Origin of the sequence: Micromonospora parathelypteridis (assembly GCF_014201145.1) — a bacterium.
GTDB lineage: Bacteria > Actinomycetota > Actinomycetes > Mycobacteriales > Micromonosporaceae > Micromonospora > Micromonospora parathelypteridis.
The window spans coordinates 4,687,073-4,711,853 of record NZ_JACHDP010000001.1; the positions used below are offsets into that span (position 1 = coordinate 4,687,073).

A 24,781-nucleotide genomic window follows, 5' to 3' on the forward strand; every position below is an offset into this window, starting at 1 on the left:
CATGCGCCTGCTCCGAGACCTGTGGGGCACCTCGCCACGCCGTATGACGGTTGTGGCAATCCTGATCCTGCTCGGTGCCGCCGGCCAGGCGGCCGCGTCGGCGCTGGCCGGTCCGGTGCTGTTGCACCGCTCGACCGGGTTCTTCGCGGTGTTGGCCGCGGCGCTGGTCGCCGCGGTGCTCACCGACTTCGCGGTGAGTCTGCTGATGGCCGGCCTGACCGCCGACTGGTCCGCTGAGGTGCGGCGGCGGCTCTGCCGGGTGGCCCTCGGGCAGGACCTGCCCACGTTGGAGACCACTCCGGTGGGCGAGTTGCTCGACCGCATCGACGGCGACGTCTACCAGGTTGCGGCTGCGGTCCGTAACGAGGGCACGCGGCTCGCGCAGGGGCTCTGCGTGGGCGTGCTGTCGGTGGCCGTCGCGCTGTTCGTCTGGTGGCCGGCGGGGATCGCGATGCTGCTGCTGACCGTGGCCCTCGCGGTGGGGCTGCGCCGGCCGACCGCCCGCATCGTCCCGGCCCGGATGGCCGAGGAGGAGGCCTGGTCGGACCTGGCCGCCGTCATGGAGGAGGCGGTGCACGGTCAGGACGACGTGCGTACCAGCCTGGCCCGGCCGTACGTGCTGCGGCTCTACGCCCGGCGGGCCGCTGCCGTCCTGTCCCGCGGCAAACGGGTCTGGGTGATGTCCGCCCAGGTGACCACGATCGCCGCCGCGACCATCCGGTGCGGCGTCGGTGCCGTGGTGCTCGGCGGCGCGTGGGCGTTGGCCAGCGGTCAGATCGACGCTGCCCGGTTGACCGCCGTGTGGTTGCTCGCGCTGGCCTTCGGCGCCACCGTCGAACACGTGAGCCGGATGGTTCCGGATCTGCAGTACGCGCTCGGCGCATGGGGCCGGGTGCTGCTGCTGGAGGACGCCCGGCAGGAACCCACAGGTGGAGCCAGCCCGACCGAGGGCGACCTGCGCATCCGCGACCTCACCTTCGGCTACCAGGTGAGCGGTCCGGAGAGCGGCCGGGGGCACGCGCTGCGTGGGGTCAGCCTCACCTTTGCGCGGGGTCGTTCCTACGCGCTCATCGGGCGAACCGGCTCGGGCAAGTCGACCATGGCGAAGGTGCTGACCCGGGCCGTCGACGTGCCGGCAGGGTCGGTCTTCCTCGGGGGCACCGACCTGTGTGACCTCGACGTCGAGCAGCTTCGCCGGTGGGTGGCCCTGGTACCCCAGCGCACCGAGATCCTGGCCGGCACGCTCGCCGAGAACGTCGCACTCTTCGACCCGGCGCTGCTCGACGTCGCCGAACGGGCGCTGAACGAGTTGGGCCTCGCCGGTTGGATCGCTGAGCTGCCCGACGGGTTGGCGACCCGGCTGGGGGAGGGCGGGCACGTGCTCTCCGCCGGTCAGGAGCAACTGGTGGCGTTCGCCCGGATCCTGGTCCGGGAGCCGCACGTGGTGATCCTCGACGAGGCCACCGCGCGGCTGGACCCGGTGACCGAGGCGCGGGTGCAGCGAGCCACCGAACGGCTGCTGCGCGACCGGATCGGCATCGTCATCGCGCACCGGCTCTCCTCGGTACGCCGCTGCGACGAGGTGGTGGTGCTGGCCGACGGTGCGGTGGTCGAGGCCGGCCCACTGGACGCGTCTGCCCGCTTCGCCGAGCTGTTGGCGACCAGTCACGCGGCCGCGTACGCCGCTGCGCCGCAGGCAGCCCGCGCTGGCGGCGGCACGGATCTGCTGACCGGCCCGGGCCCGACGGACACCTGGCCCACCGGCGGGCGGGTCGAGCCGACGGTGGCGGACGGAGCAGTCGTGCCGGTGAAGGCGGACCCGCCGCCCCTGCCGCCGACCCCGCCGGCCCGCACGTTCCGGGAGATCCTCCGGCTCTGCGGCAACGACCCCCGGTTCGGGCTGGGGGCGATGGCCCTGTTCCTCGTGATCATCCTGCTCGGGCTGGACGGCCCGGTGTTGCCGTGGCTCTGGGCGGATCTGGTCGACGGCGTCGGTGACCCGTACCTGCCGGCGTGGGGGATCGTGGCCGGGTTGCTGCTCACGCTGCCGGTGCCCTACTACACCGGCATCTGGTTTCCACAGTGGTGGGTGCGGCAGATGCTGCGGATCAGCCTGCGTCTGGTGCACGGCCAGACCGGGCCGCGCCGGGTCAGCACACACACCCCGGCCGAGGTGGTGGCGCAGGGCGGCGACACCGAGCGGGTGGTCCAACTCGCGGACAACCTGTTCGACCAGTCTGCGGCGGTGGTCCTGGCGGTTGCCATGACGGTGGTCTCCGGCAGCGTCGTACCAGCGTTGTTCTTCGTCGGCACGATGGTGGTCTCCGGGCTGGCCGCGACCCTGTTCGGGCCGAAGCTGGAGCGGTCGGCACGGGCGACCGTGTCCGCGCGGGCCGCCTTCGCCACCGCGCTGGTCTCCGTGCTGTCCTCGGCGCGGACGGTGAAGCTCGCCGGTGCGAGCGCGGCCGTGCTGCGTCACCTCGCCGACCTGGACGTGCTGCGCAGTGACCGCCAGCGCCGGGAGATCTCGGCGCAGGTGTGGGCGCGTTCCACCCCGTCGGTGGCCAGCGGTCTGTTGCCGATCGGCGCGTGGGCGCTCTACCTGAACGGCTCGCTCTCCGCCGGGGCGGTGCTGGTGGCCGTGTCCACGTTGGGCGCGGCCCGCTGGTTCGCCTGGACCACCGCTTCGTTGATCTCCCAGCTGCCCTCGGCACGGGTCTGGACGCGGCGCACGGCGGCGATGACCGGAGTGGGCGCGTACTCCGCGGCGGTTGCGGCGGTGGACCTGGCCGCCGGGACGGCTCCCGCGCCGACGCCACCGCCGCGGCATCCGCTGCGCCGGCTGGAGTTGCGCGGCTTCGGGGTGGTGCACTCCGACGGCATGGTGGCCGTCCGTGACGTGAACCTGACCGTGCAGCGGGGGCAGTTGGTGCTGGTCGTCGGGCCGGTGGGGTCGGGCAAGTCCTCGTTGCTGCGGGCGTTGGCCGGGATCGTGCACCACACCGGCGAGCTGACCTGGAACGGCGACCCGGTCACCGAGCCGGAGCTGTTCCTACGCCCCAACCAGGTCGGCTACGTCGGCCAGTTGCCTCGGGTGCTCTCCGGCACGGTGGCCGACAACATCGCGCTGGGCCACCAGGTGGACGCGGCCGGCGCGGTCAGCACCGCCCAGCTCGACCATGACCTGGCCGCTGCCGGCGGTGGGCTGGGTCTGCTCATCGGGCACAAGGGCACCCGGCTCTCCGGTGGGCAGCTGCAGCGGTTGGCGCTGGCTCGGGCGTTGGCTCCGCGTACCGAATTGCTGGTCGCCGACGACGTGTCGTCGGCGCTCGACGTCACCACCGAGCTGGCGCTCTGGCAGGCGTTGCGCGGACACGGGGTGACCGTCGTCGGCTCGACCGCGAAGCGTGCCGCGCTGGTCCGCGCCGACCACGTGGTGGTGCTGCTCGGCGGCACGGTGGCGGCCCAGGGCACCTGGCAGGACCTGGAGGGCGACTGGTCGCACCTGGCCGGTTGACACCTCGGGCGGCTACCCAGTGCGGCAGCCGCCCGAGGTGTCCCTACTTCAGGCGCGGGCGTATTGGGAGGGTCCGGCGTACGCGACGCCGAGCTTGGCGGCGGCGCGGCGCGGCCAGTACGGGTCGCGCAGCAACTCGCGGCCGAGCAGCACCAGATCAGCCTCGCCGCTGGCGACGATCTGCTCGGCGTGCTCCGGTTCGACGATCAGGCCCACCGCGCCGGTGGGCACGCCGGCCTCGCGGCGGATCTGCGCGGCCAGCGGCACCTGGTAGCCGGGGCCGAGGGGAATGCTCTGCTGCACGCTCACCCCACCGGAGGAAGTGTCGACCAGGTCGACGCCGACGCCGGCCAGCTCGCCGGCGAGCACGACGCTGTCCTCGATCGTCCAACCGCCCTCGACCCAGTCGGTGGCGGAGATCCGGGTCAGCACCGGCACGTCCTCGCCGACCGCGCCGCGCACCGCGCGTGCCACCTCCAGGGTGAGCCGCATCCGGGCGGTCCGGTCGCCGCCGTAGGAGTCGGTGCGGTGGTTGGTCAGCGGCGAGAGGAACTCGTTGAGCAGGTAGCCGTGGGCGGCGTGGATCTCCACGGCGGCGAAGCCGGCGGCCAGCGCGCGTTCGGCGGCGGCCGCGAACGCCTGGACCACACCGGCGATGCCGACCTCGTCGAGGGTGGTCGGCGTCCGGTAGCCGGCGGTGAACGGCTCCGAACCGGGGGCGACGGGCGTCCAGCCGCCCTCGGCGTCCGGCACGCCGCCGCGCTCGGGCGCCCACGGCCGGTAGGTGGAGGCCTTGAACCCGGCGTGCGCGAGCTGTACGGCCGGCACCGCGCCGTGGGCGGCGATGAACGCGGTCACCGGTCGCCACGCGTCGACGTGCGCGTCGGACCACAGCCCGGTGTCCTGTGGGCTGATCCGGCCCTCGGGGAGCACCGCGGTCGCCTCGCTCAGCACCAGACCAGCGCCACCGATCGCGCGGCTGCCGAGGTGGATCAGGTGCCAGTCGGTGGGCAGGCCGTCCGGGCCGGCAGAGTACTGGCACATCGGTGCCATGGCGATCCGGTTGGGCAGGGTGACCGCGCGCAACGCCAGCGGTGCGAACAGGGAACTCATGTGTTCATCCTCTCGGAAACGGAAACTGGCCCCTCCGGGGGGAGGGGCCAGTTTCCGTCGCTGTGCGACTGGTCAGGCAGGGACAGGACTGAGCTCGGGCCGGGTCTCCGCGACCGGCTCCGGCTCGGTCAGGTCGCGCTGACCGGCGGACTCGTACGCGACCCGGTCGAGAGTGCCCTCGCGGGCGGACACGACGATCGGCACCAGCGCCTGTCCGGCCACGTTGGTGGCGGTGCGCATCATGTCCAGGATCGGGTCGATGGCCAGCAGCAGACCGGCACCGGCCAGCGGCAGACCCAACGTGCTGAGGGTCAGGGTGAGCATCACGGTCGCGCCGGTCAGACCGGCGGTCGCCGCCGAGCCGACCACCGAGACGAACGCGATCAGCAGGTAGTCGCCGATGCCGAGGTGCACGCCGAAGACCTGGGCCACGAAGATCGCGGCCAGCGCCGGGTAGATGGCGGCGCAGCCGTCCATCTTCGTGGTCGCGCCGAAGGGCACCGCGAACGAGGCGTACTCGCGGGGAACGCCGAGACGCTCGACGGAGCGCTGGGTCACCGGCATGGTCCCGACCGAGGAACGGGACACGAAGGCCAGCTCGATCGCCGGCCAGGCGCCGGCGAAGAAGCGCAGCGGGTTGAGGCGGCCGGCGAGGACCAGCACCAGCGGGTAGAGCACGAACAGCACGATGGCGCAGCCGATGTAGACGGCGGTGGTGAACTTCGCGAGGGGGGCCAGCAGGTCCCAGCCGTACGAGGCGACGGCGTTGCCGATCAGGCCGAGGGTGCCGATCGGGGCGAGGCGGATGACCCACCAGAGCGCCTTCTGGACGATCGCCAGCAGGGAGCGGTTCAGCGCCACGAACGGCTCGGCGGCCTCGCCGACCAGCATGGCGGCGGCACCGAACACGAGGGCGAGGAAGACGATCTGGAGGACGTTGCCCTCGACGAACGCGCCGACCGGGTTGGTGGGCACGATGCCGGTGAGGAAGTCGGTCCACGAGCCGGTGTTCTTCGGCGGCGTCGCGCCACCCAGGTCGAGGGTGACTCCCTTACCCGGGTTGATGATCAGGCCGAGGACGATGCCGATGCTCACCGAGATCAGCGCGGTGATGCCGAACCACATCAGGGTCTTGAGTGCGAGCCGGGCGGCGTTGGTCACGCCGCGCAGGCTGACCACGCTGACCACGATGGCGGTGAAGACAAGCGGCGGCACGGCCAGCTTGAGCAGCTGGATGAAGAGACTGCCGACGGTGTGCAGCGTGGTGGTCAGCCAGCTCAGGTCGTTGGTGCGGGCCAGGAAGCCCAGCGCGACGCCGAGCACGAGGCCGAGCAGAATCTGCACGGAGAAGGGAATCTTGCGCAGGCTGAAGGGCATGGATGTATCCAATTGTCCGGTCTGATCAGGGCAGGCGTGGGAACGCGGCTAGCCCGGACAGATGCCGCTAGCCTGCAGTCGGAGATCGACATACAGGCGGACGGTGAGGCCCCAGACATTGGTCATCGCTCGACGAGGCTACCCCGGCCGTGCTGGATCGCAAGGAGCCGTCAGCGTGAGGCTCCTTACAGATCTTCCAGCCGGATCTTGGCGGGGGGCCACCGGTCCAGGGCGAGAGTGGTGGCGGTTGTAATGCCCCACACGACGGCCAGCGCGAGGATCAGTCGCTCCAGCACACCCACCACCGTGCCCCGGCCGACGACGAGCATGGCCAGGCCGACCGTCGCGCAGAGCGGTAGGGCCACCGCGGCGGCCACGCGGGCCAGCCAGCGCACCGCCGGGCCGGCCGGCCCGGAGACGGTGAGCGTGATCATCGCGAAGACCACCGCCGCGGTCGCCGCGATGCTCGCGCCGCCGTGCACCAGATCCGCCGCCGTGGCCCGCTCGAACGGCGGCAGCGGGCACCCGGCGGAGCAGGTCACCGCCCCGGACACGGCGGTGAACACGGCACCGGTGGCAAGCAGCGCCGGCGCCGCCCACACCCCGGGCGGCAGCGCCGCGCCGACCAGCAGCAGCGCGCCAGCCAGAGCGAGGACCCCGATCCGGTACGTCGCGGCGTGTCCACTGCCGGCAATGCCCGCCTCGCTGACGTACCCGGTGAGCCCCGGACCGGGACCGGCGACCACGGCGACCGTCACCGCCACCGCACCGGCCAGCGCGCAGCCGGCGGCGGCAGACCCGGCGACCCGGCGAGCGACGTCCGCGCGGGCCTTCGGCGCGGTCGTCGTGCCGCGCCGACCCGGCTCAGCCACGCCCGTGCGGCGTGCTCCAGCCGGACTCGTCAGGCCCGAGCGGCACGATGCCGCTTGGGTTGATCTCCCGGTGGGTGCCGTAGTAGTGCCGCTTGATGTGATCGAAGTCCACCGTCTCGCCGAAGCCCGGGGTCTGGAACAGGTCCCGGGCGTACGCCCAGAGCACCGGCATCTCGGTCAGCTTGTTGCGGTTGCACTTGAAGTGCCCGTGGTACGCGGCGTCGAAGCGGACCAACGTGGTGAACAGCCGCACGTCGGCCTCGGTGATCGCGTCGCCGAGCAGGTAACGCTGCCCGGCCAGCCGCTCGGAGAGCGCGTCCAGTCGGGCGAAGAGAGCCCGGAAGGCCTCGTCGTACGCCTCCTGCGAGGTGGCGAACCCGCACCGGTAGACCCCGTTGTTGACGTCGGTGTGGATCTCGGCCATCAGCGCGTCCATCTCGGGGCGCAGCGCGACCGGGTACAGATCCGGCGCGTCGGGGGCGTGCAGCCGCCGCCACTCGGTGGAGAGGTCGAGGGTGAGCTGCGGGTAGTCGTTGGTGACGACCCGGCCGGTCAGGGTGTCGACCAGCGCCGGCACGGTCACCCGGCCGGTGTAGTCCGGGTCGGTGGCCAGGTACGCCTCGGAGAGGAAGCTCACGCCGAGGACCGGGTCGAAGCCGTCCGGGTCGAGGGCGAACGCCCAGCCCCGCTCGTCCCGGATCGGGTCGACGGTGCCCAGCGAGATCGCGTCGTCCAGCCCGAGCAGGCCGCGCACGATCCGCGCCCGGTGCGCCCACGGGCAGGCGCGGCACCAGATCAGCCGGTACCGGTCGGCCTCCAGCGGCCAGCGGCCCTGCTCGTCCGGCCCGCCACCGGGCGGGGAGGTCGAGTCGGCGGTGACCCGACCGGTGAACCGGTTGGGCTGGCGGACGAACGCGCCACCGCCGCTGGTCTCTGCGCTGAACTGGGCCCGGGCCATGCCGCCAACCTATCCGCTGCGCGCGCGGATATCCTGGCGCCTGGCAGCCCCCGCGACCCGGTGGGCGGCCCCCACCCCCGCCGTCTGCACCCCCTAAGGACTCGCGATGACCGTGGCATACCTGGTGGCCGGCGTCCGTACCCCGATCGGCCGGTACGCGGGCGCGTTGGCCGGTGTCCGTCCCGACGACCTGGCCGGGCACGTGATCCGCGAGTTGGTCGCCCGCCACCCGTCGGTGGACTGGGCGCGGGTGGACGACGTCGTGCTCGGCTGCGCCAACCAGGCCGGCGAGGACAACCGCAACGTGGCCCGGATGGCGGCGCTGCTGGCCGGCCTGCCGGAGGAGGTGCCGGGCAGCACGGTCAACCGGCTCTGCGGCTCCGGGCTGGATGCCCTCGCCACGGCGGCCCGGTCGATCGTGGCCGGGGACGCGGAGCTGGTGATCGCCGGCGGGGTGGAGAGCATGAGCCGGGCGCCGTTCGTCATGCCGAAGGCGACGTCGGCGTACTCCCGCTCGGCCGAGGTGTACGACACCACCCTGGGTTGGCGGCTGGTCAACCCGTTGATGGCCGACGGGTGGGGCGTCGACTCGATGCCGGAGACGGCGGAGAACGTGGCCGCCGAGTACGGCGTGAGCCGGGCCGAGCAGGACGCCTTCGCGTACCGCTCGCAGCAGCGCGCGGCCAAGGCGCAGGCCGACGGTCGGTTCGCCGAGGAGATCGTGGCGGTGTCCGTGCCGGCCGGTCGTCGAGAGACCCGGTTGGTCGAGGTCGACGAGCACCCGCGGGAGACCACGCTTGCGAAGCTCGCCGCGCTGCCCACCCCGTTCCGGGACGGCGGCACGGTGACCGCGGGCAACTCCTCGGGCGTCAATGACGGCGCGGTCGCGCTGCTGGTCGCCAGCGAGGCGGCGGTGCAGCGGTACGGCCTCACGCCGCTGGCGCGGATCAGCGGCGCGGCGGCGGCCGGCGTGCCGCCCCGGATCATGGGGATCGGCCCGGTGCCGGCCACCCGCAAGCTGCTCGCCCGGCTTGGTGTCGAGTTGAGCGCGGTCGACGTGGTGGAGCTCAACGAGGCGTTCGCCGCGCAGTCCGTGGCGGTGCTGCGTGAGCTGGGGCTGCCGGTGGACGCCGAACACGTCAACCCGAACGGTGGCGCCATCGCGCTGGGGCACCCGCTCGGCGCCAGCGGCGCGCGGCTGGCGCTGACCGCCGCGCTGGAGCTGCGCCGTCGCGGTGGCCGCCGGGCTCTGGCCACCATGTGCATCGGCGTTGGTCAAGGCATCTCCCTGATGCTGGAGTCAGCCGCCTAGAGTGGTCCACACCACACGACCCGCGGGTCGACCGGTGCTCGCGCGTGCCCTCGGTGCGCCCCGACGCTGGTGTCGGCCCGCGCCGCGGCGATGAACTGGGGAGCACGCTGATGCCCGACGGACTGCCGACCGATATCGATCTGACCAGGCCGAGCGCGGCCCGGGTGTACGACTATTTCCTGGGTGGGGCGCACAACTTCGAGATCGACCGGCAGTTGGCCGACCAGATCGCGAGCATGACGCCGAATCTCGCCGCCACCATGCGCTCCGGCCGCGAGTTCCTCCGTCGGGCCGTACGGGTGCTGCTCGACGCCGGCATCGACCAGTTTCTCGACATCGGCTCCGGAATTCCCACCGTGGGCAACGTGCACGAGGTCGCGCAGGGGGTGAACCCCGAGGCCCGGGTGGTGTATGTCGACATCGACCCGGTGGCGGTCGCGCACAGCCGGGAGTTGCTCGCCGGCAACGAGCTGACCGGGGTCATCCACGCCGACCTGCGGGAGCCGGAGAAGATCCTCGCCGAGACCCGGCAGCTCGGGCTGATCGACTTCAGCCGGCCGATGGGCATCCTGCTGGCCGGGGTCGTGCACTTCATTCCGGACGGCGACCGGCCTGAGGAGATCCTGGCCAGCCTGCGGGCCGCTGCCGCGCCGGGCAGCTTCCTGGTCGTCTCGCACTCCACCTTCGAGGACCAACCGCAGGAGATGCTGGACGCCCAGCGGCTGTCCGCGCGGACGGCCACCGAGATAACCCTGCGCTCCCGCGCCCAGGTCACCGGCTTCTTCGGGGACTGGACGGTCCTCGAACCGGGCGTGGTGCACATGCCGCTCTGGCGTCCCGACTCACCGTCCGACGTGGACGAGCACCCGGAGCGGTTCGGCGCCTTCGGCGGCGTCGCCCGGTACGACCAGCCCGCCGGCTGATCGGAATGGCCGCCGTCCCGGACTCCGCCGGGGTCGACGCCGGCCGGGCCGACGCCCAGGGGTACGCCGCCGACTGGGCCCGCGCGGTACGCCGTCTCGGGTTCGTGCCGCTCAGTGTGGTTGAGACCGAGCGGCTGCTGCTGGCGCACACGATCCGGCTGGAGCAGGTGGTGCGGGCGGAGCCGTTCAGCGCCCGCCCTGCCGAGGAGGTCGGGCGGGCGCTGGTGGAGGCGCACCTCACCGAGCCGCAGGCCCTGGCCTGGACGTTGCACGCCCTCGGTGTGGACTTCCCGCGCCGGGTGCTGGCCGTCGCCGACCGGCCGGCCGACCTCGCGGACCGGATCGCGGCCGTGCAGGGCGGGCTGGCCGCCGGGTTCGCCCGCGCGCTGCGTGACCGCACCTTCAAACAGCAGGAGCGGATCGCCCGGTCGGCCTGGAAGGCGCGCGACGAGGTCGAGCAGGCGCTGCGCGACAGCGAGGCCCGGTTCCGGGCAATCTTCACCGGTGCCGCGATCGGAATCGGCATCGCCGACGTGGACAGCCGGATCATCGATGTCAACCAGGCCTTCGCGGACATGCTCGGTTACTCGATCGAGGAGCTGCGCGACACCAACGTGGCGGCGCTGTTCCACGCCGACGACGCCGCCGGCATGTGGGAGCTCTACCAGGGGCTGGTCGAGGGCAAGCACGACGCGGCCCGGCTGGAGAAGCGCTACCACCGCAAGGACGGCACCATGGTCTGGACGGACCTGGCCGTCTCGCTGATCCGGCACAGCGACGGCCGGCCCCGGTTCACCGTCGCGATGGTCAAGGACATCACCCAGCGGTACGCGCTCCAGCAGCGGTTGAGCTTCCAGGCGCTGCACGACCCGCTGACCGGGCTGCCCAACCGGACGCTGTTCTTCGAGACGCTGGGCCGGGTCCTCGACACCGCAGCCGCCGGACAGCGGGTCGGGGTGTGCTTCCTCGACCTGGACGGCTTCAAGGCGATCAACGACAGCCTCGGCCACGACCTCGGCGACCAACTGCTGGTGATGATTGGCCAGCGGCTGGCGGCGTGCGTGGCCGACCACGGCCATCTGGTCGCCCGGATGGGTGGCGACGAGTTCGTGATCCTCGTCGACGGGGGGAACGACATCGACGACGCGGTGGCCGTCGCGGAGGCCGCGCTGGCCGCCGTCGCCGCCCCGGTGCACGTTGGTGACCATCAGTTGGCCGTCTCGGCCAGTGTGGGCATCGTGCAGTGCCCGGTCGCGGAGACCACCGCGTCCGAGCTGATGAAGGCCGCCGACACCACGCTCTACTGGGCCAAGGGGGCCGGCCGGGGCCAATGGGCGGTCTACGACCCGGAGCGCAGCGCTCGGGACATCGCCCGCTCGGCACTGGTCGCCGGGCTGCCGGCCGCACTCGACCGGGGCGAGTTCGTGCTGCACTACCAGCCGATCGTGTCGCTGCTGGAGGGCACCATGCTCGCGGTGGAGGCGCTGGTCCGGTGGGAGCACCCGGAGCTGGGCCTGATCGGGCCGGACCAGTTCATCGGCCTGGCCGAGGAGACCGGCCTGATCGTCCGGCTCGGTGAGTGGGTGCTGCGGCGGGCCTGTCACGACGCCGAGCAGTGGCGGCGGGAGTTCCCCGACTCCAAGCTGGTGGTCAGCGTGAACCTGGCCGCGCGACAAGCCGACGACCCGGCGATCGTGGACACCGTGGCCGACGCGCTGCACACCAGCGGGCTGCCCGCGGAGCTGCTGCAACTGGAGCTGACCGAAAGCGCCGTGATGGGCAGCGCCGGTGAGCCCCTGCGCAGCCTGCACCGGCTCGCCGCGCTCGGCGTCCGGCTGGCCGTGGACGATTTCGGCACCGGTTACTCGAACCTCGCGTACCTGCGGCGGCTGCCGATCCACTCCCTGAAGCTCGCCGGCCCGTTCGTCGAGGGCATCCGCGCCGACGGGACCGACGTCGCCGCCGACCACCGCGACGAACGGATCGTCGACGCGTTGGTCCGGTTGGCGCACGCCTTGGAATTGTGGGTCACCGCCGAGGCCGTGGAAACCGGGGTGCAGGCGGAACGGTTGCGGGCGCTGCGCTGCGACACCGGGCAGGGCCGATACTTCGGCGCCCCTGCCCCGGCCGACGCGATCACCGCCCGGTTGCGCGGCGAGGCGACGGCGTGAGCGAGGGTTCGGTGCGGCTCGGACGGTCCCGATGGTGGCGGCGGAAGGCGGCGGCGTGAGCCTGAACGACTCGCAGACGGTGGTGACGGTGGTGGCCGGGCTGGCCATCCTGGCCGGGTTGGCCGGCGTGGTGGTGCCCGGCCTGCCGGCGCTGCCGCTGTGCTGGGGTGGCGTGCTGGTCTGGGCGATCTTCGGCGGGGCCGGCGCGGGCGGCTGGGCGGTGTTCGCCGCCGCCACGCTGGTCGCCGGGGGTGGCACCGTGATCAAGTACGCGTGGCCCGGCCGGAACCTGAAGCGCACGGGTGTGCCGACGTCCACGCTGCTCGCCGGTGGGGTGCTCGGCATCGTCGGGTTCTTCGTGGTGCCGGTCGTCGGGCTGGTGCTCGGCTTCGTCGCCGGGGTGTGGGCGGCGGAGCGGCTGCGGCTGGGCAGCAATCAGCTCGCCTGGCCGTCGACCGTGCAGGCGCTCAAAGCCGTCGGCCTGTCGATGCTGGTGGAGCTTGGGGCGGGCCTGCTCGTCGCGGCCCTCTGGGTGGTCGGCCTCCTGCTGACCTGACCGCCGCTCCGCCGCGGTGATCGAGAGGCCGGCGTCGGGCATGGCCGAAACCATGACGCCGGCCTCTCGATCGTGGGGAGGGGGCGCGGGGCACCTTGTGGGTACGGCGGATCGCCGTACGGAGAGAGAGGCGTGCCCCGCGCCGCCGCGGTCCGGGCGGTCCGAGCGCCCGGGGGTGGCCCGTCGCGATCGGGCCTGGTCACGGGTCAAGGATGGGGTCCGGGTCGGCCTGATGGCAACGTAATTAGCCGCGACGGCGGTGAGATTCCCACCGACATCGTATTGACCGCCTTGATCGGCCGGGACGACACTTTGCGCACTCGCACGCGGAACCACCTCAGGGAGGTGTGCAGTGGCAACGACCCCCGTGCCAACCGCCGAGCATCCGATGGACGACGACGCCCGACGGCTCGCCGAACTCGGCTACAAACAGGAGCTGCGCCGCAAATGGAGTGGCTTCTCCAACTTCGCCATCTCGTTCTCGATCATCTCGATCCTGGCCGGCTGCTTCACCACCTTCGGTCAGGCGTGGAACAACGGCGGACCGGTCGCCATCTCCTGGGGCTGGCCGCTGATCTCGCTGTTCATCCTGATCATCGGCTTCTGCATGGCGGAGCTGGTGTCGGCGTACCCGACCGCGGGCGGGATCTACTGGTGGGCGGCCACCATGGGTCGCCCGGTGCACGGCTGGTTCACCGGCTGGTTGAACCTGATCGGGCTGGTGGCGGTCACCGCCTCGGTCGACTACGGCTGCGCGACGTTTCTCAACCTGACCCTGTCGGCGCTCTTCGACGGCTGGGCCGGGACGCTGCGGCAGGCGTTCATCCTGTTCGTGATCATTCTGGCGCTGCACGGCCTGATCAACATCTTCGGGCACCGGATCATCGACGTACTCCAGAACGTCTCGGTCTGGTGGCACGTGGCCGGCGCGGCCGTCGTGGTGGCCATCCTGGTCTTCGTGCCCGACAACCACCAGAGCTTCCAGTTCGTGTTCACCGAGCGGTTCAACAACTCCGGCTTCGGTGACGGGGACATCGGCGGGCTGACGTTCTGGTTCTACGTGTTGCCGCTGGGCTTCCTGCTGACCCAGTACACGATCACCGGCTTCGACGCCTGCGCGCACGTCTCCGAGGAGACCCGGGGCGCCTCGCAGGCCGCGGCCCGTGGGCTCTGGCAGTCGATCTTCTACTCGGCGATCGGTGGTTGGATCCTGCTGCTGGCGTTCCTGTTCGCGGCCACCGACGTCGAGGCGGTCAACGCCGCGGGCGGCTTCTCCGGTGCCATCTTCGAGTCCGCGCTGACCCCGGTCTTCTTCAAGGTCGTCATCATCATCTCCACCATCGGCCAGTTCTTCTGCGGAATGAGCTGCGTGACGTCGATGAGCCGGATGGCGTACGCGTTCAGCCGCGACCGGGCGGTGCCCGGATGGCGACTCTGGTCGAAGGTCGACCGCAACGGCACCCCGGTCAACGCGATCATCGGCGCTACCCTGGCCGGCCTGGTGCTCACCCTGCCCGCCCTCTACGAGAGCTCGGCCGGCATCCCGATCGCCTTCTACGCGGTGGTCTCCGTCGCGGTGCTCGGGCTCTACCTGTCCTTCCTCATCCCGATCGCGCTACGACTGCGGATGGGTGACAGGTTCGTTCCGGGGCCGTGGACGCTGGGCCGGAAGTACAAGGTGCTCGGCTGGATCGCGGTCGTCGAGATCGTGGTCATCGCGGTCTACTTCGTGTTGCCGATCGTTCCCGCCGGGGTGCCCGGCAACGACGGGTTCACCTGGTCGGCGGTGAACTACGCGCCACTGGCCGTCGGCGGGGTGCTGTTGGTGGTCGCCGTGTGGTGGTACGCCTCGGCCCGCAGGTGGTTCACCGGCCCCGTGCGTACCGTCGAGGAACCGGCGGGCGAACCACGGCCGGCGGCGGTCGACGGGTCCGACTGATCCGCCTGCCGTCGGATCAGGGCTGCGCGGAGTCGGCGGCGTGGGATCCGGCACGACCGGCGGGCGGCGGCTGCCGCTCGCCGGTCGTGAAGCGCAGGATGCGATCGTCCGTAGGGGCCGGCGTGCCCCGGCCGTCGCGGTTGCTGGTGGCCACCCAGAGGGAGCCGTCCGGGGCCAACTCCACGGTACGAAGCCGGCCGTACGCCCCCACCAGCTCGGCGGCCGGAGTGCCGACCGTGCCGGCGGCGCTGACCGGAACGGTCCACAGCCGAGCCCCCCGCAGCGCCGCGACGAACAGCGTGCCGTTCGCGAAGGCGGCGCCGCTCGGTGAGGCCTGCGCCGGAGCCCAGACCACCACCGGGGCACGGAACCGGGGGTCGGTGCTCGGGCCCTCCACGATCGGCCAGCCGTAGTTGCCGCCGCGGACGATCACGTTCACCTCGTCCCACGTGTTCTGGCCGAACTCGGTGGCGAACAGTCGGCCCTGCGCGTCCCAGGTCAGACCCTGCACGTTGCGGTGGCCGTAGCTGAACACGGGCGAGCCGGGGAACGGATTGCCCGCCGGGATGCCTCCGTTCGGCCGGATCCGGAGGATCTTGCCGTTCCGGCTGGCCAGGTTCTGCGCGTTGGCGGGGACACCCCCGTCACCAACGCCGACGTAGAGCAGCCCGTCGGGGCCGAAGGCGATCCGGCCGCCGTCGTGCACCGACGCCCGCGCGAGGCCGCTGAGGATCACCTGCTGGTACCGCGGCGCGTTCAGTCGGAACCGCACGATCCGGATGTCGGACGCGGTGGTGAAGCAGACGTAGACCCACCCGTCGAAGCGGTACGTGGGCGAGACCGCCAGGCCGAGCAGGCCCGCCTCGCCGCCGCCGACCATTCCCGTGATCTGGGCGACCTGCACGGGTGGTCGACCCGGTCGAATCCGCAGCACGGTGCCCTGGTCGCGCTGGGCCACGAGGGCGCTGCCGTCGGGCAGGAAGTCGAGCCCCCAGGGGGCCTCGAGCCCGGTCGCGACGACGTCCGGTTGGGCGAAGTCGAAATCGCCGGCCCCCAGTGCGAGGACCGATCCGCCCTCCGGCCGACCGCTGGCCGTCGTGCCTGCCTCGGCGCTCGCCGTCGCGCCCAGCCCGAGGGCGAGGAGGGTGGTCAATATGACTCGAAGACGCATGACTTCTCCTCGCGTGGTTTGCCGTCGGCCGGGCCGGGGGCATTGACGGTGATCCGGATTGCCAGTAGACCTTGGTGATGGAGGCCCGCTGATGAGCAGAACGCCGTTTTCGCTGGAAGAGTTGCGGGTCGCCGTCCAAGCCGGTGAGATCGACACCGTGGTGCTGGCCCTCGTCGACATGCAGGGCCGCTTGCAGGGCAAACGGTTCCACGCGCCCTTCTTCCTCGACCAGGTGGTCGCCAACGGCAGCGAGGGTTGCAACTATCTGCTCGCCGTCGACGTCGACATGAACACCGTCGACGGGTACGCGATGTCGAGCTGGGAGCGTGGCTACGGCGACTTCGCGATGGTGCCGGACTTCGACACGTTGCGCCGGATGCCCTGGCAACCGGGCTCCGCGCTGCTGCTGGCCGACCTGACCTGGCTCGACGGTTCGGGTGACGTGGTCGCCTCGCCCCGGCAGATCCTGCGCCGGCAGTTGGACCGGCTGGCCGAGCACGGGCTCACCGCGTACGCCGGCACCGAGTTGGAGTTCGTGCTGTTCCGCGACTCGTACGAGGATGCCTGGCGGCGCGGTTACCGCGACCTCACCCCGGCGAACCAGTACAACGTGGACTACTCGCTGCTCGGCACCGCCCGGGTGGAGCCGCTACTGCGCAGGATCCGCACCGAGATGGCCGGCGCGGGGCTCACGCCGGAGAGCGCCAAGGGCGAGTGCAACCTCGGCCAGCACGAGATCGCCTTCCGCTACGACGAGGCGGTCGCCTGCGCCGACCACCACGTGATCTACAAGAACGGCGCCAAGGAGATCGCCGCCCAGGAGGGCATGGCGATCACCTTCATGGCCAAGCCGAACGCGCGGGAGGGCAACTCCTGCCACATCCACTTCTCGCTGCGTGACAACGCGGGGGCCTCGGCGATGCTCGGCGACGGGCCGGCGCACCTGTCGCAGACCGGGCAGCGGGTGCTCGCCGGGCTGCTCGCCACCATGCGGGAGTTCAGCCTGCTCTTCGCCCCGAACATCAACTCCTACAAGCGCTACCAGCCGGGTTCGTTCGCCCCGACGGCGCTGCGCTGGGGGGTGGACAACCGCACCTGCGCGCTGCGGGTGGTGGGGCACGGGCAGGGCATGCGGGTGGAGAACCGGGTGCCCGGCGCTGACGTCAACCCGTACCTGGCGATCGCCGGGCTGGTCGCGGGCGCGCTGCACGGCATCGACGGGGAGCTCGAGTTGGGGCAGGAGTGCACCGGCAACGCGTACGACGACCCGGAGGCCGAGCGCGTTCCCGGCACCCTGCGCGACGCCCTGGCCCTCTGGGAGGCCTCCACTGTCGCCCAGGAGGCGTTCGGCGCCGAGGTGGTGGCCCACTACGCCAACCAGGCGAGGGTAGAGCTAGCGGCCTTCGACGCCGCCGTGACGGACTGGGAGCTGACCCGTGGCTTCGAACGCCTGTAGAACCCCCACCCCCACGCCGGCCGGCCTCGACGATGGCAGGGGGTTGGGTGCGTGACTCTCGTGGTGGATCCGGCTTCCGGGGTTGGGTTTCGGGAGGTTCCGGGGGCCTCCCTGGGGGAGGTCGACGCGGCGATAGACCGGGCCGCGAAGGCCTTTGAGACGTGGCGGGGGGTGGCTCCGGGGGACCGGGCGCGGCTCCTGCGGCGGTTCGCCGCCGTCGTCGACGCGCATCTGGACGAGCTGGCCGCGCTGGAGGTCCGCAACTCCGGTCACACCATCGGCAACGCCCGGTGGGAGGCCGGCAACGTCCGCGACGTCCTGGACTACTACGCCGGGGCGCCGGAGCGGCTGACCGGACGGCAGATCCCGGTGCCCGGCGGGCTGGACGTCACCTTCCACGAGCCCCTCGGCGTGGTCGGGGTGATCGTGCCGTGGAACTTCCCGATGCCGATCGCCGCCTGGGGGTTCGTCCCGGCCCTCGCCGCCGGCAACACCGTGGTGCTCAAACCCGCCGAGTTGACCCCGCTCACCGCGCTTAGGCTGGCCGACCTGGCCAGCGAGGCGGGCCTGCCCGACGACGTGTTCATCGTCGTACCGGGTGCGGGCGCCGTGGTGGGGGAGCGGTTCGTCAGCCACCCGGCGGTCCGCAAGATCTGCTTCACCGGCTCCACCGAGGTCGGCACCCGGATCATGGCCGGCTGCGCCACCCAGGTGAAGCGACTCACCCTGGAGTTGGGCGGCAAGAGCGCCAACATCGTGTTCGCCGACGCGGACCTGGAACGCGCCGCCGCGACCGCGCCGGGCGCGGTCTTCGACAACGCCGGCCAGGACTGCTGCGCACGGTCGCGGATCCTGGTCCAGCGTCCGGTGTACGACCGCTTCCTGGCACTACTCGAACCAGCGGTACGCGCGGTGCGGGTGGAGGACCCGTCCCGGGAGACCGCCGAGATGGGCCCCCTGATCTCCGCGGCTCACCGGGACCGGGTCGCCGGCCACCTGGCCGGGGCGACCGTCGCGTTCACCGGCTCCTGCCCCGACGGCCCCGGCTTCTGGCACGCGCCCACCGTGCTGCTGGCCGACTCGCCGGCCGACCCGCACTGGCGGGAGGAGATCTTCGGCCCGGTGGTCTCGGTGCTGCCGTTCGACGACGAGGCCGACGCGGTCCGGCTCGCCAACGACACCGAGTACGGGCTCTCCGGCTCGATCTGGACCCGGGACGTGGGTCGCGCTCTGCGCCTGGCCCGCGCCGTCGAGTCGGGCAACCTCAGCGTCAACTCGCACTCCTCGGTGCGCTACTGGACCCCGTTCGGCGGGATGAAGCGCTCCGGGCTCGGCCGTGAGCTGGGCCCGGACGCGCTGCACTCCTTCACGGACGTCAAGAACGTGTTCATCGCGACGGAGGAGTGACGCCAGTGCAGGGTCGTTTGCAGGACCGGGTGGCCGTGGTCACCGGGGCGGGCAGCGGGATCGGGTTGGCCACCGTGCGGCGGTTCGCCGCCGAGGGGGCCCGGGTGGTCTGCGTGGACATCGACACGGCCGCCGGCGAGAAGGCCGCCGAGCAGTGCGGCGGCGAGTTCGTGGCCACCGACGTCGCCGACGAGTCAGCGGTACGCGACCTGTTCGACGGGGTGGCCGACCGGCACGGGCGGGTCGACATCGCGTTCAACAACGCCGGCATCTCCCCACCGGACGACGACTCCATCCTGGACACCGGCCTGGACGCCTGGGAGCGGGTGCTGCGGGTCAACACCACGAGCGTCTACCTCTGCTGCAAGTACGCCATCCCGCACATGCGCGCGCAGGGCAAAGGGTCGATCATCAACACCGCCTCGTTCGTGGCGTTGATGGGCGCCGCGACGTCGCAGATCGCTTACACCGCCAGCAAGGGCGGCGTGCTGGCGATGACCCGGGAGCTGGGCGTGCAGTTCGCCCGCGAGGGCATCCGGGTCAACGCGCTCTGCCCCGGCCCGGTGGCCACCCCGTTGCTGCTGGAGCTGTTCGCCGCCGACCCGGAGCGGGCCGCCCGTCGACTGGTGCACGTGCCGATGGGCCGCTTCGGGCAACCGGAGGAGATCGCCTCCGCGGTGGCGTTCCTGGCCAGCGACGACGCCTCGTTCATGACCGCCGCGCAGTTCGTGGTCGACGGCGGCATCACGGGCGCGTACGTCACCCCGCTGTGAGGCGGCGGCCGCTGATCGGGATCAGCGCGTACGTCGAGCCGGCCGACTGGGCGGTCTGGCGGGGCGTACCGGCGGTGCTGGTCCCGGAGGCGTATGTGCGGGCGGTCACTGCCGCGGGTGGCCGGGCGGTGGTCCTGCCGCCGGACGACGGGGACGGCGACGTGCTGGCCGTCCTCGACGGGCTGCTGTTGGCCGGGGGCGCCGATGTGGGCCCGGGGCGGTACGGCCAGCCGCCGCACCCGCGTACCGAGGCCCGACCGGACCGGGATGCCGGTGAGATGACCCTGCTGGCCGCCGCGCTCGCCGCCGAGCTGCCGCTGCTGGGCGTGTGCCGGGGTATGCAGTTGCTCGCCGTGGCCTACGGCGGCACCCTGCACCAGCACCTGCCGGATGTGGTCGGTCACGACGAGCACCGTCCGGCACCCGGCGTCTACGGCTCCCACCCGGTGCGGTTCGCGGCGGGCAGCCTCGCGGCGACGGTGTTGGCCGGGGTGGACCGGGTCAACTCGTACCACCACCAGGCGGTCGCCGACGCGGGCCGGCTCGCCGTCACCGGTTGGTCCGAGGACGGCGTGATCGAGGCGGTGGAGGACCCGGCCCTGCCGTTCGTGCTCGGCGTCCAGTGGCATCCGGAGAACGAGCCGGACCCGCGCCCGATCAGCGCGCTGGTCGCGGCGGCTGCTCGGGTCGTCGTGGCCCAGGACGAGACCGAACGTATCGCGCGGCGTCACCCGGTGTGACGCAAGTCGCACCGGCCCGCTGGACAGGCCGGTGGGAGGATCGCCGTATGGGCAAGGTCTATCCGGAAATCGACGGTCGACTGCGCGACTTCATCGTGGGCCAGCCGGTCTTCTTCGTGGCCACCGCGCCGTCCGGCGCCGAGGGGCACGTCAATGTCTCGCCGAAGGGCATGCGGGGCACGTTCGTGATTCTCGGCCCGCACCGGGTGGCCTACCTCGACTATCACGGCAGCGGGGCGGAGACCATCGCCCACCTGCGGGACAACGGCCGGATAACGCTGATGTTCTGTGCCTTCGACGGGCCGCCGAAGATCGTCCGGTTGCAGGGCCGGGGCAGCAGCGTCGCGGTGACCGAGGAGACCTTCGCCGACCGGATCGCCGAGTTTCCGGCACCGCCGGACGTGCACGCCGTCCGGGCTGTGATCACCGTCGACGTGGACCGGGTCAGCGACTCCTGCGGCTATGCGGTGCCACTGATGGACTTCCGCGCCGAACGCGACCTGCTGCTCACCTCGCACTCCCGCCGTACCGCCGACGACCTGGCGGTCTACCGGGCCACCAGGAACGCGGCGAGCATCGACGGGCTTCCGGTCTTCTGACTCGTCAGGGCGCTCCGGCGACCGCCGCTCGACGCCGGTGCGTACCCGCACCGTCCGGTGCCCGACCGCCCCGGCGTACGTAAACAGCGTCCATGGCTCGTGATGCGTTACGTTGCTGGTCCGCCTGGGTACAAGTCGAAGCACGGCGGGTGAAGATCAACGGTCGCGGGGTACGGCCGGAGCGGGAGGCTGCATGAGCTCGGCCCAGGGGGGTGCGGACATCGGGCATCCCGTCGCGCCCGCCCGGGAGACCCCCGCGCTGCTGACGGCCGCGTTCGCGGCCGGTGGCGAGATGGGCGAGCGGCTGGGCGACTTCGACTGGTCCACCGGCCCGCTGGGCGGGCCCGACCGATGGCCGACGGCGCTTGCCAACGCGGTCGGCATGATGCTCGCCTCCAGCGCCCAGATCGTCATGTTCTGGGGCGACGAGCAGCTCGCCTTCTACAACGACGCTTTCCGATCGACCATCGGCAGCAAACATCCGGAGGTGCTCTGCCAACCGGCCCGTCTGCACTGGGCGGAGACCTGGGCGGTGCTCGGCCCGTTGCTCGACGGCGTCCGGGGCAGTGGGCGCTCCTATCGCGGCGACGACCACCCCTTCCTGCTGGACCGGGACGGCTTTGTCGAGCAGACCTACTTCAACGTCTCGTACGACCCGATCCGGGGTGACGACGGCTCGGTCAGTGGCGTCTACTGCATCGTCAACGAGACCACCGGGCGGGTGCTCGGCGAGCGCCGGCTGCGGGCACTGGCCGAACTCGGTGCGGAGCTGAGCGACATCGGCAGTGCGGCCGAGCTCGGCCGGACCGCCGCCGGGGTGCTCGACCGGCACCGGGCCGATGTGCCCTTCGCCTTGATCTACCTGACTGACGAGAGCGGTCGTCTCACCCTGGTCGGGTCCACCGGTGCCGCCCCGGCCGCCGTCGGCGCCGCCGAGCTGTCTGCCCGGATTGGCGTCGCGCCCGCCACGGTCGACGTGGCCGATCTGCTCGACCCGACGCCGGTCGACGCCGCCGACCAGGCCCTCGTGCTACCCCTCACGGCGAGCAACCAGGCGGTCGGCGCGCTGGTCGTGGGCGTGGCCCGCCTGCTGCCGCTCGGCGACGACTACCGCAACTTCCTCGATTTGATCGCTGCCCAGATCTCCCGGGCGGTCGGCACGCAGCGGGCTTACGAGCATGAGCGGGCCCGCGCCGCCGAGCTGGCCGCGCTGGATCTGGCGAAGACCAACTTCTTCGCCAACGTCAGCCACGAGTTCCGCACCCCGCTGACCCTGGTGCTCGGCCCGCTGGAGGACATGCTGGCCGACCCGGCACTACCCGCGGCCGAGACCGACCGGCTCACCATGATGCACCGCAACGCGCTGCGCCTGCTCAAGCTGGTCAACACCGTGCTGGACTTCTCCCGGCTGGAGTCTGGCCGGCTCGCCGCCCGCTACCAGCCCACCGACCTCGCCGGCTACACCGCCCGGCTGGCCAGCACCTTCCGCTCGGCCACCGACCGGGCCGGGTTGCGGCTGGTGGTGGACTGTCCGCCGCTGCCGGCGCCGATCTTCGTCGACCGGGACATGTGGGAGAAGATCGTCCTCAATCTGGTGTCGAACGCTGTCAAGTTCACCTTCGACGGCGAGATCCGGGTGCGGGTCCGGGACGTGGGCGGCGCGGCCCGCCTGGAGGTGACGGACACCGGTATCGGGATCCTGCCGGACGAGCTGCCGCACGTCTTCGAACGGTTCCACCGGGTGCCCGGGGTGCGTGCGCGCACCCATGAGGGCACCGGCATCGGCCTGGCTCTGGTCCGGGAGCTGGTCGAGATGCACGGCGGCGAGGTCGGGCTGACCAGCCAGGTCGACGAGGGCAGCACCTTCTCGGTGACCGTGCCGTTCGGGTCGGCACACCTGCCCGCCGACCGGGTGGCGGCGTTCGGCCCGCTGCCCGCGGAAGAGCCCGAGCAGGCCCGGCTCTACGTGGCGGAGACCGCCCTGTGGACCGGCGTTGAGCCGGCACCCGAGTTCGACGACGGCATCCGCGCTCTGCGCGGAGGTGGCCGGCCGACGAAGGGTGCACCGGCCGGCCGGATCCTGGTCGTCGACGACAACGTGGACCTGCGCGAGCACGTCACCCGGCTGCTCTCCCCAACCTGGGAGGTGGTCACCGCGAGCGACGGGTTGGTCGCCCTGCCGCTGGCCCGCGAGGGTGGGTTCGACCTGGTGCTCACCGACGTGATGATGCCCCGACTGGACGGGTTCGGGCTGGTCAGCGCGCTGCGGGCGGACCCGCGTACCCGGCATGTGCCGATCGTGCTGCTCTCGGCCCGGGCCGGCTCCGCGGAGGCCGTCGCCGGCCTCTCCGCAGGTGCCGACGACTACCTCACCAAGCCGTTCTCCGGCCAGGAGTTGATCGCCCGGGTCCGGGCCAACGTCGAGCTGGGCCAGCTCCGTGGGCAGATCATCCGTCGACTCCGGGCACTGGCCGACGCGGCGGTGGCCGTGAACACCGCCCGCTCCACCGGCGACGTGCTCCAGGTCGCCGCCCGGCACGCGCTGAGCCTCGCCGAGGCCGCGCGGGTGGTGGTCACCGCCTCCGGGGCGCGCTCGGAGGCGGACACCGGCGGCGCCACCGCCACCGATCCGTCCTTCGTGGCCGAGCTGACCGGCACCACCGGCGCCACGCTCGGCGAGTTGCGGGTCTGGCGGCCGGCCGGCGACGACGCGCAGGCCGACGAGGCCGCGTTGACCCAGCTCGCCCGGCTGGTCGGGGTGCGCCTGGAGAACGCCCAGCTCTACGAAGCCGAACACCGCATCGCCACCACCCTGCAGCACAGCCTGCTGCCGCGGTCGCTGCCGCAGCTGCCCGGCGCGGTGCTGGCCAGCCGGTACCTGCCCGGCAGCGCCGACGTCGAGGTTGGCGGCGACTGGTACGACGCGATCGCCCTCTCCGACGACGACCTGGTGCTGGTCATCGGGGACGTGGTCGGTAAGGGCGTCCAGGCCGCCGCGGCGATGGGGCAACTGCGCAACGCCCTGCGGGCGTACCTGCTGGAGGGCTACGACCCGGGCGAGTCACTGACCCGGCTCAACCGGCTCGTCGAGTCCACCGAGCACCGCTCCTTCGCGACCGTGGTCTGCCTGCTGTTCAACCCCCGCACCGGCCGGCTGCGTTACGCGAGCGCGGGTCACCCGTCCCCACTGCTGATCAGAGGAGGTGACGTGGCGTTCCTGCACGGCCGTGCGCTCGGCCCGCCGGTCGGCGCCATCCCGGGCGCGACGTACGAGACGGTCGAGGGAGAGTTGGCGGCCGGCAGCCGACTGCTGCTCTACACCGACGGGCTGATCGAGGACCGTCAGCTCGGCATCGACGCCGCGCTGGCCCAGCTGCGCGTCGACGCGGCGACCCCCAGTGAGCACGTGGCGGACCTGATCGACGCGGTCGTCGAGCGGGTCGACGGGCGACCGCGCCGCGACGACGTGGCGCTCCTCGCCCTTGAGGCGGCCGAGCTGAACCGTTTCGCGTTGCGGCTACCGGCGGACCCGACCCGGCTGAGCGTACTGCGCAAGCGCCTGGAGGACTTCCTGGTCGCGCACGCGGTCGACGAGACGGACGTGTTCGACCTGACCGTCGCCGTCTCCGAGGCCGCGGCGAACGCCATCGAGCATCCGGTCCACCCCGTCGAGGCCGTCATCAGCGTGGAGGTGGCCATCGAGGATCGGACGGTGACGGCCACCGTGCGCGACACCGGGCAGTGGCGTGAGTCGACCGGCTCCGGATTCCGAGGGCGTGGCCTGGCCCTGATCAGGGCCTTGGGTGACCTGACGGTGCGGCGTACCGATGAGGGCACCGAGGTGACGCTGCGCCGGCAGCTGCGGGGCTGACCGTGCGCCCGACGGCGTCGGGGTGT

The 24,781-nt window shown here is 72.1% G+C and carries 17 protein-coding genes; 12 read left to right on the forward strand and 5 right to left on the reverse strand.

The window, feature by feature from the left end; all coding sequences use genetic code 11:
* Position 1 precedes the first annotated feature (1 nt).
* Entirely contained in the window at positions 2-3,517 is a 3,516-nt protein-coding gene (locus HNR20_RS21130) for an ATP-binding cassette domain-containing protein (RefSeq protein WP_184182464.1), read from the forward strand.
* A 48-nt stretch (positions 3,518-3,565) separates the two neighbouring features.
* On the opposite strand, the gene HNR20_RS21135 is transcribed toward HNR20_RS21130, so the two are convergent.
* The 4 genes from HNR20_RS21135 to HNR20_RS21150 all read right to left on the reverse strand — a co-directional run bounded on the left by HNR20_RS21135 (position 3,566) and on the right by HNR20_RS21150 (position 7,837).
* A complete protein-coding gene (locus HNR20_RS21135; protein WP_184182466.1) occupies positions 3,566-4,630 on the reverse strand; it encodes an NADH:flavin oxidoreductase/NADH oxidase in 1,065 nt (354 codons plus the stop codon).
* A 72-nt stretch (positions 4,631-4,702) separates the two neighbouring features.
* Positions 4,703-5,995: a dicarboxylate/amino acid:cation symporter gene (locus HNR20_RS21140; RefSeq protein ID WP_184188757.1), complete on the reverse strand. Its 1,293-nt coding sequence runs from the start codon at positions 5,993-5,995 to the stop codon at positions 4,703-4,705.
* Positions 5,996-6,192: 197 nt separating this feature from the next.
* Positions 6,193-6,879 carry a DUF998 domain-containing protein gene (locus tag HNR20_RS21145; protein WP_184182468.1) on the reverse strand — a complete coding sequence of 229 codons (687 nt, stop codon included), beginning with the start codon at positions 6,877-6,879 and terminating at the stop codon, positions 6,193-6,195.
* Positions 6,872-7,837 carry a glutathione S-transferase family protein gene (locus HNR20_RS21150; protein ID WP_184182470.1) on the reverse strand — a complete coding sequence of 322 codons (966 nt, stop codon included), beginning with the start codon at positions 7,835-7,837 and terminating at the stop codon, positions 6,872-6,874. Before HNR20_RS21150 ends, HNR20_RS21145 begins: the two co-directional genes overlap by 8 nt.
* A gap of 106 nt (positions 7,838-7,943) precedes the next feature.
* Between HNR20_RS21150 and pcaF the strand changes: the two genes are divergently transcribed.
* The 5 genes from pcaF (at position 7,944) to HNR20_RS21175 (ending at position 14,738) form a co-directional block, all read left to right on the forward strand.
* Entirely contained in the window at positions 7,944-9,149 is a 1,206-nt protein-coding gene (gene pcaF / locus HNR20_RS21155) for a 3-oxoadipyl-CoA thiolase (RefSeq protein WP_184182472.1), read from the forward strand.
* 110 nt (positions 9,150-9,259) lie between these two features.
* Positions 9,260-10,072 carry an SAM-dependent methyltransferase gene (locus HNR20_RS21160; protein WP_184182474.1) on the forward strand — a complete coding sequence of 271 codons (813 nt, stop codon included), beginning with the start codon at positions 9,260-9,262 and terminating at the stop codon, positions 10,070-10,072.
* A gap of 5 nt (positions 10,073-10,077) precedes the next feature.
* A complete protein-coding gene (locus HNR20_RS21165) occupies positions 10,078-12,243 on the forward strand; it encodes a putative bifunctional diguanylate cyclase/phosphodiesterase (protein WP_184182476.1) in 2,166 nt (721 codons plus the stop codon).
* 55 nt (positions 12,244-12,298) lie between these two features.
* Positions 12,299-12,799 (forward strand): DUF456 domain-containing protein, encoded by a 501-nt coding sequence (locus tag HNR20_RS21170; protein ID WP_184182478.1) that lies wholly within the window; start codon positions 12,299-12,301, stop codon positions 12,797-12,799.
* 352 nt (positions 12,800-13,151) lie between these two features.
* The gene (locus tag HNR20_RS21175; protein ID WP_184182480.1) at positions 13,152-14,738 is read left to right on the forward strand and encodes an amino acid permease; all 1,587 of its coding nucleotides are present in this window, start codon (positions 13,152-13,154) and stop codon (positions 14,736-14,738) included.
* 16 nt (positions 14,739-14,754) lie between these two features.
* Here the strand turns inward: HNR20_RS21175 and HNR20_RS21180 are convergent, their stop codons facing one another.
* Positions 14,755-15,909 carry a PQQ-dependent sugar dehydrogenase gene (locus HNR20_RS21180; protein WP_184182482.1) on the reverse strand — a complete coding sequence of 385 codons (1,155 nt, stop codon included), beginning with the start codon at positions 15,907-15,909 and terminating at the stop codon, positions 14,755-14,757.
* Positions 15,910-16,000: 91 nt separating this feature from the next.
* Here HNR20_RS21180 and HNR20_RS21185 point away from each other — a divergent pair, with 91 nt between their 5' ends.
* The 6 genes from HNR20_RS21185 (at position 16,001) to HNR20_RS21210 (ending at position 24,755) form a co-directional block, all read left to right on the forward strand.
* Positions 16,001-17,365: a glutamine synthetase family protein gene (locus HNR20_RS21185; protein ID WP_184182484.1), complete on the forward strand. Its 1,365-nt coding sequence runs from the start codon at positions 16,001-16,003 to the stop codon at positions 17,363-17,365.
* Positions 17,366-17,416: 51 nt separating this feature from the next.
* Positions 17,417-18,772 (forward strand): aldehyde dehydrogenase family protein, encoded by a 1,356-nt coding sequence (locus HNR20_RS21190; protein ID WP_184182486.1) that lies wholly within the window; start codon positions 17,417-17,419, stop codon positions 18,770-18,772.
* A gap of 5 nt (positions 18,773-18,777) precedes the next feature.
* Complete coding sequence (locus tag HNR20_RS21195) at positions 18,778-19,545, forward strand: 3-oxoacyl-ACP reductase (protein ID WP_184182488.1); 768 nt, start codon at positions 18,778-18,780, stop codon at positions 19,543-19,545.
* Positions 19,542-20,285, forward strand: coding sequence for a gamma-glutamyl-gamma-aminobutyrate hydrolase family protein (locus tag HNR20_RS21200; protein ID WP_229687461.1), 744 nt, complete (start codon positions 19,542-19,544; stop codon positions 20,283-20,285). The genes HNR20_RS21195 and HNR20_RS21200 overlap by 4 nt, the downstream gene beginning before the upstream one ends.
* Before the next feature lie 47 nt (positions 20,286-20,332).
* Positions 20,333-20,884, forward strand: a complete 552-nt coding sequence (locus HNR20_RS21205) for a pyridoxamine 5'-phosphate oxidase family protein (RefSeq protein ID WP_184182490.1) — start codon at positions 20,333-20,335, stop codon at positions 20,882-20,884.
* Positions 20,885-21,077: 193 nt separating this feature from the next.
* Positions 21,078-24,755, forward strand: coding sequence for a SpoIIE family protein phosphatase (locus HNR20_RS21210; protein WP_184182492.1), 3,678 nt, complete (start codon positions 21,078-21,080; stop codon positions 24,753-24,755).
* The last annotated feature ends 26 nt before the right edge of the window (positions 24,756-24,781 follow it).

What these genes read in the sequence shown, in the direction of transcription:
- HNR20_RS21130 (WP_184182464.1), top strand. Translation starts at nt 2, where the DNA reads ATGCGCCTGCTCCGAGACCTGTGGGGCACCTCGCCACGCCGTATGACG.
- HNR20_RS21135 (WP_184182466.1), bottom strand. Translation starts at nt 4,630, where the DNA reads ATGAGTTCCCTGTTCGCACCGCTGGCGTTGCGCGCGGTCACCCTGCCC.
- HNR20_RS21150 (WP_184182470.1), bottom strand. Translation starts at nt 7,837, where the DNA reads ATGGCCCGGGCCCAGTTCAGCGCAGAGACCAGCGGCGGTGGCGCGTTC.
- pcaF (WP_184182472.1), top strand. Translation starts at nt 7,944, where the DNA reads ATGACCGTGGCATACCTGGTGGCCGGCGTCCGTACCCCGATCGGCCGG.
- HNR20_RS21160 (WP_184182474.1), top strand. Translation starts at nt 9,260, where the DNA reads ATGCCCGACGGACTGCCGACCGATATCGATCTGACCAGGCCGAGCGCG.
- HNR20_RS21165 (WP_184182476.1), top strand. Translation starts at nt 10,078, where the DNA reads ATGGCCGCCGTCCCGGACTCCGCCGGGGTCGACGCCGGCCGGGCCGAC.
- HNR20_RS21180 (WP_184182482.1), bottom strand. Translation starts at nt 15,909, where the DNA reads ATGCGTCTTCGAGTCATATTGACCACCCTCCTCGCCCTCGGGCTGGGC.
- HNR20_RS21185 (WP_184182484.1), top strand. Translation starts at nt 16,001, where the DNA reads ATGAGCAGAACGCCGTTTTCGCTGGAAGAGTTGCGGGTCGCCGTCCAA.
- HNR20_RS21205 (WP_184182490.1), top strand. Translation starts at nt 20,333, where the DNA reads ATGGGCAAGGTCTATCCGGAAATCGACGGTCGACTGCGCGACTTCATC.
- HNR20_RS21210 (WP_184182492.1), top strand. Translation starts at nt 21,078, where the DNA reads ATGAGCTCGGCCCAGGGGGGTGCGGACATCGGGCATCCCGTCGCGCCC.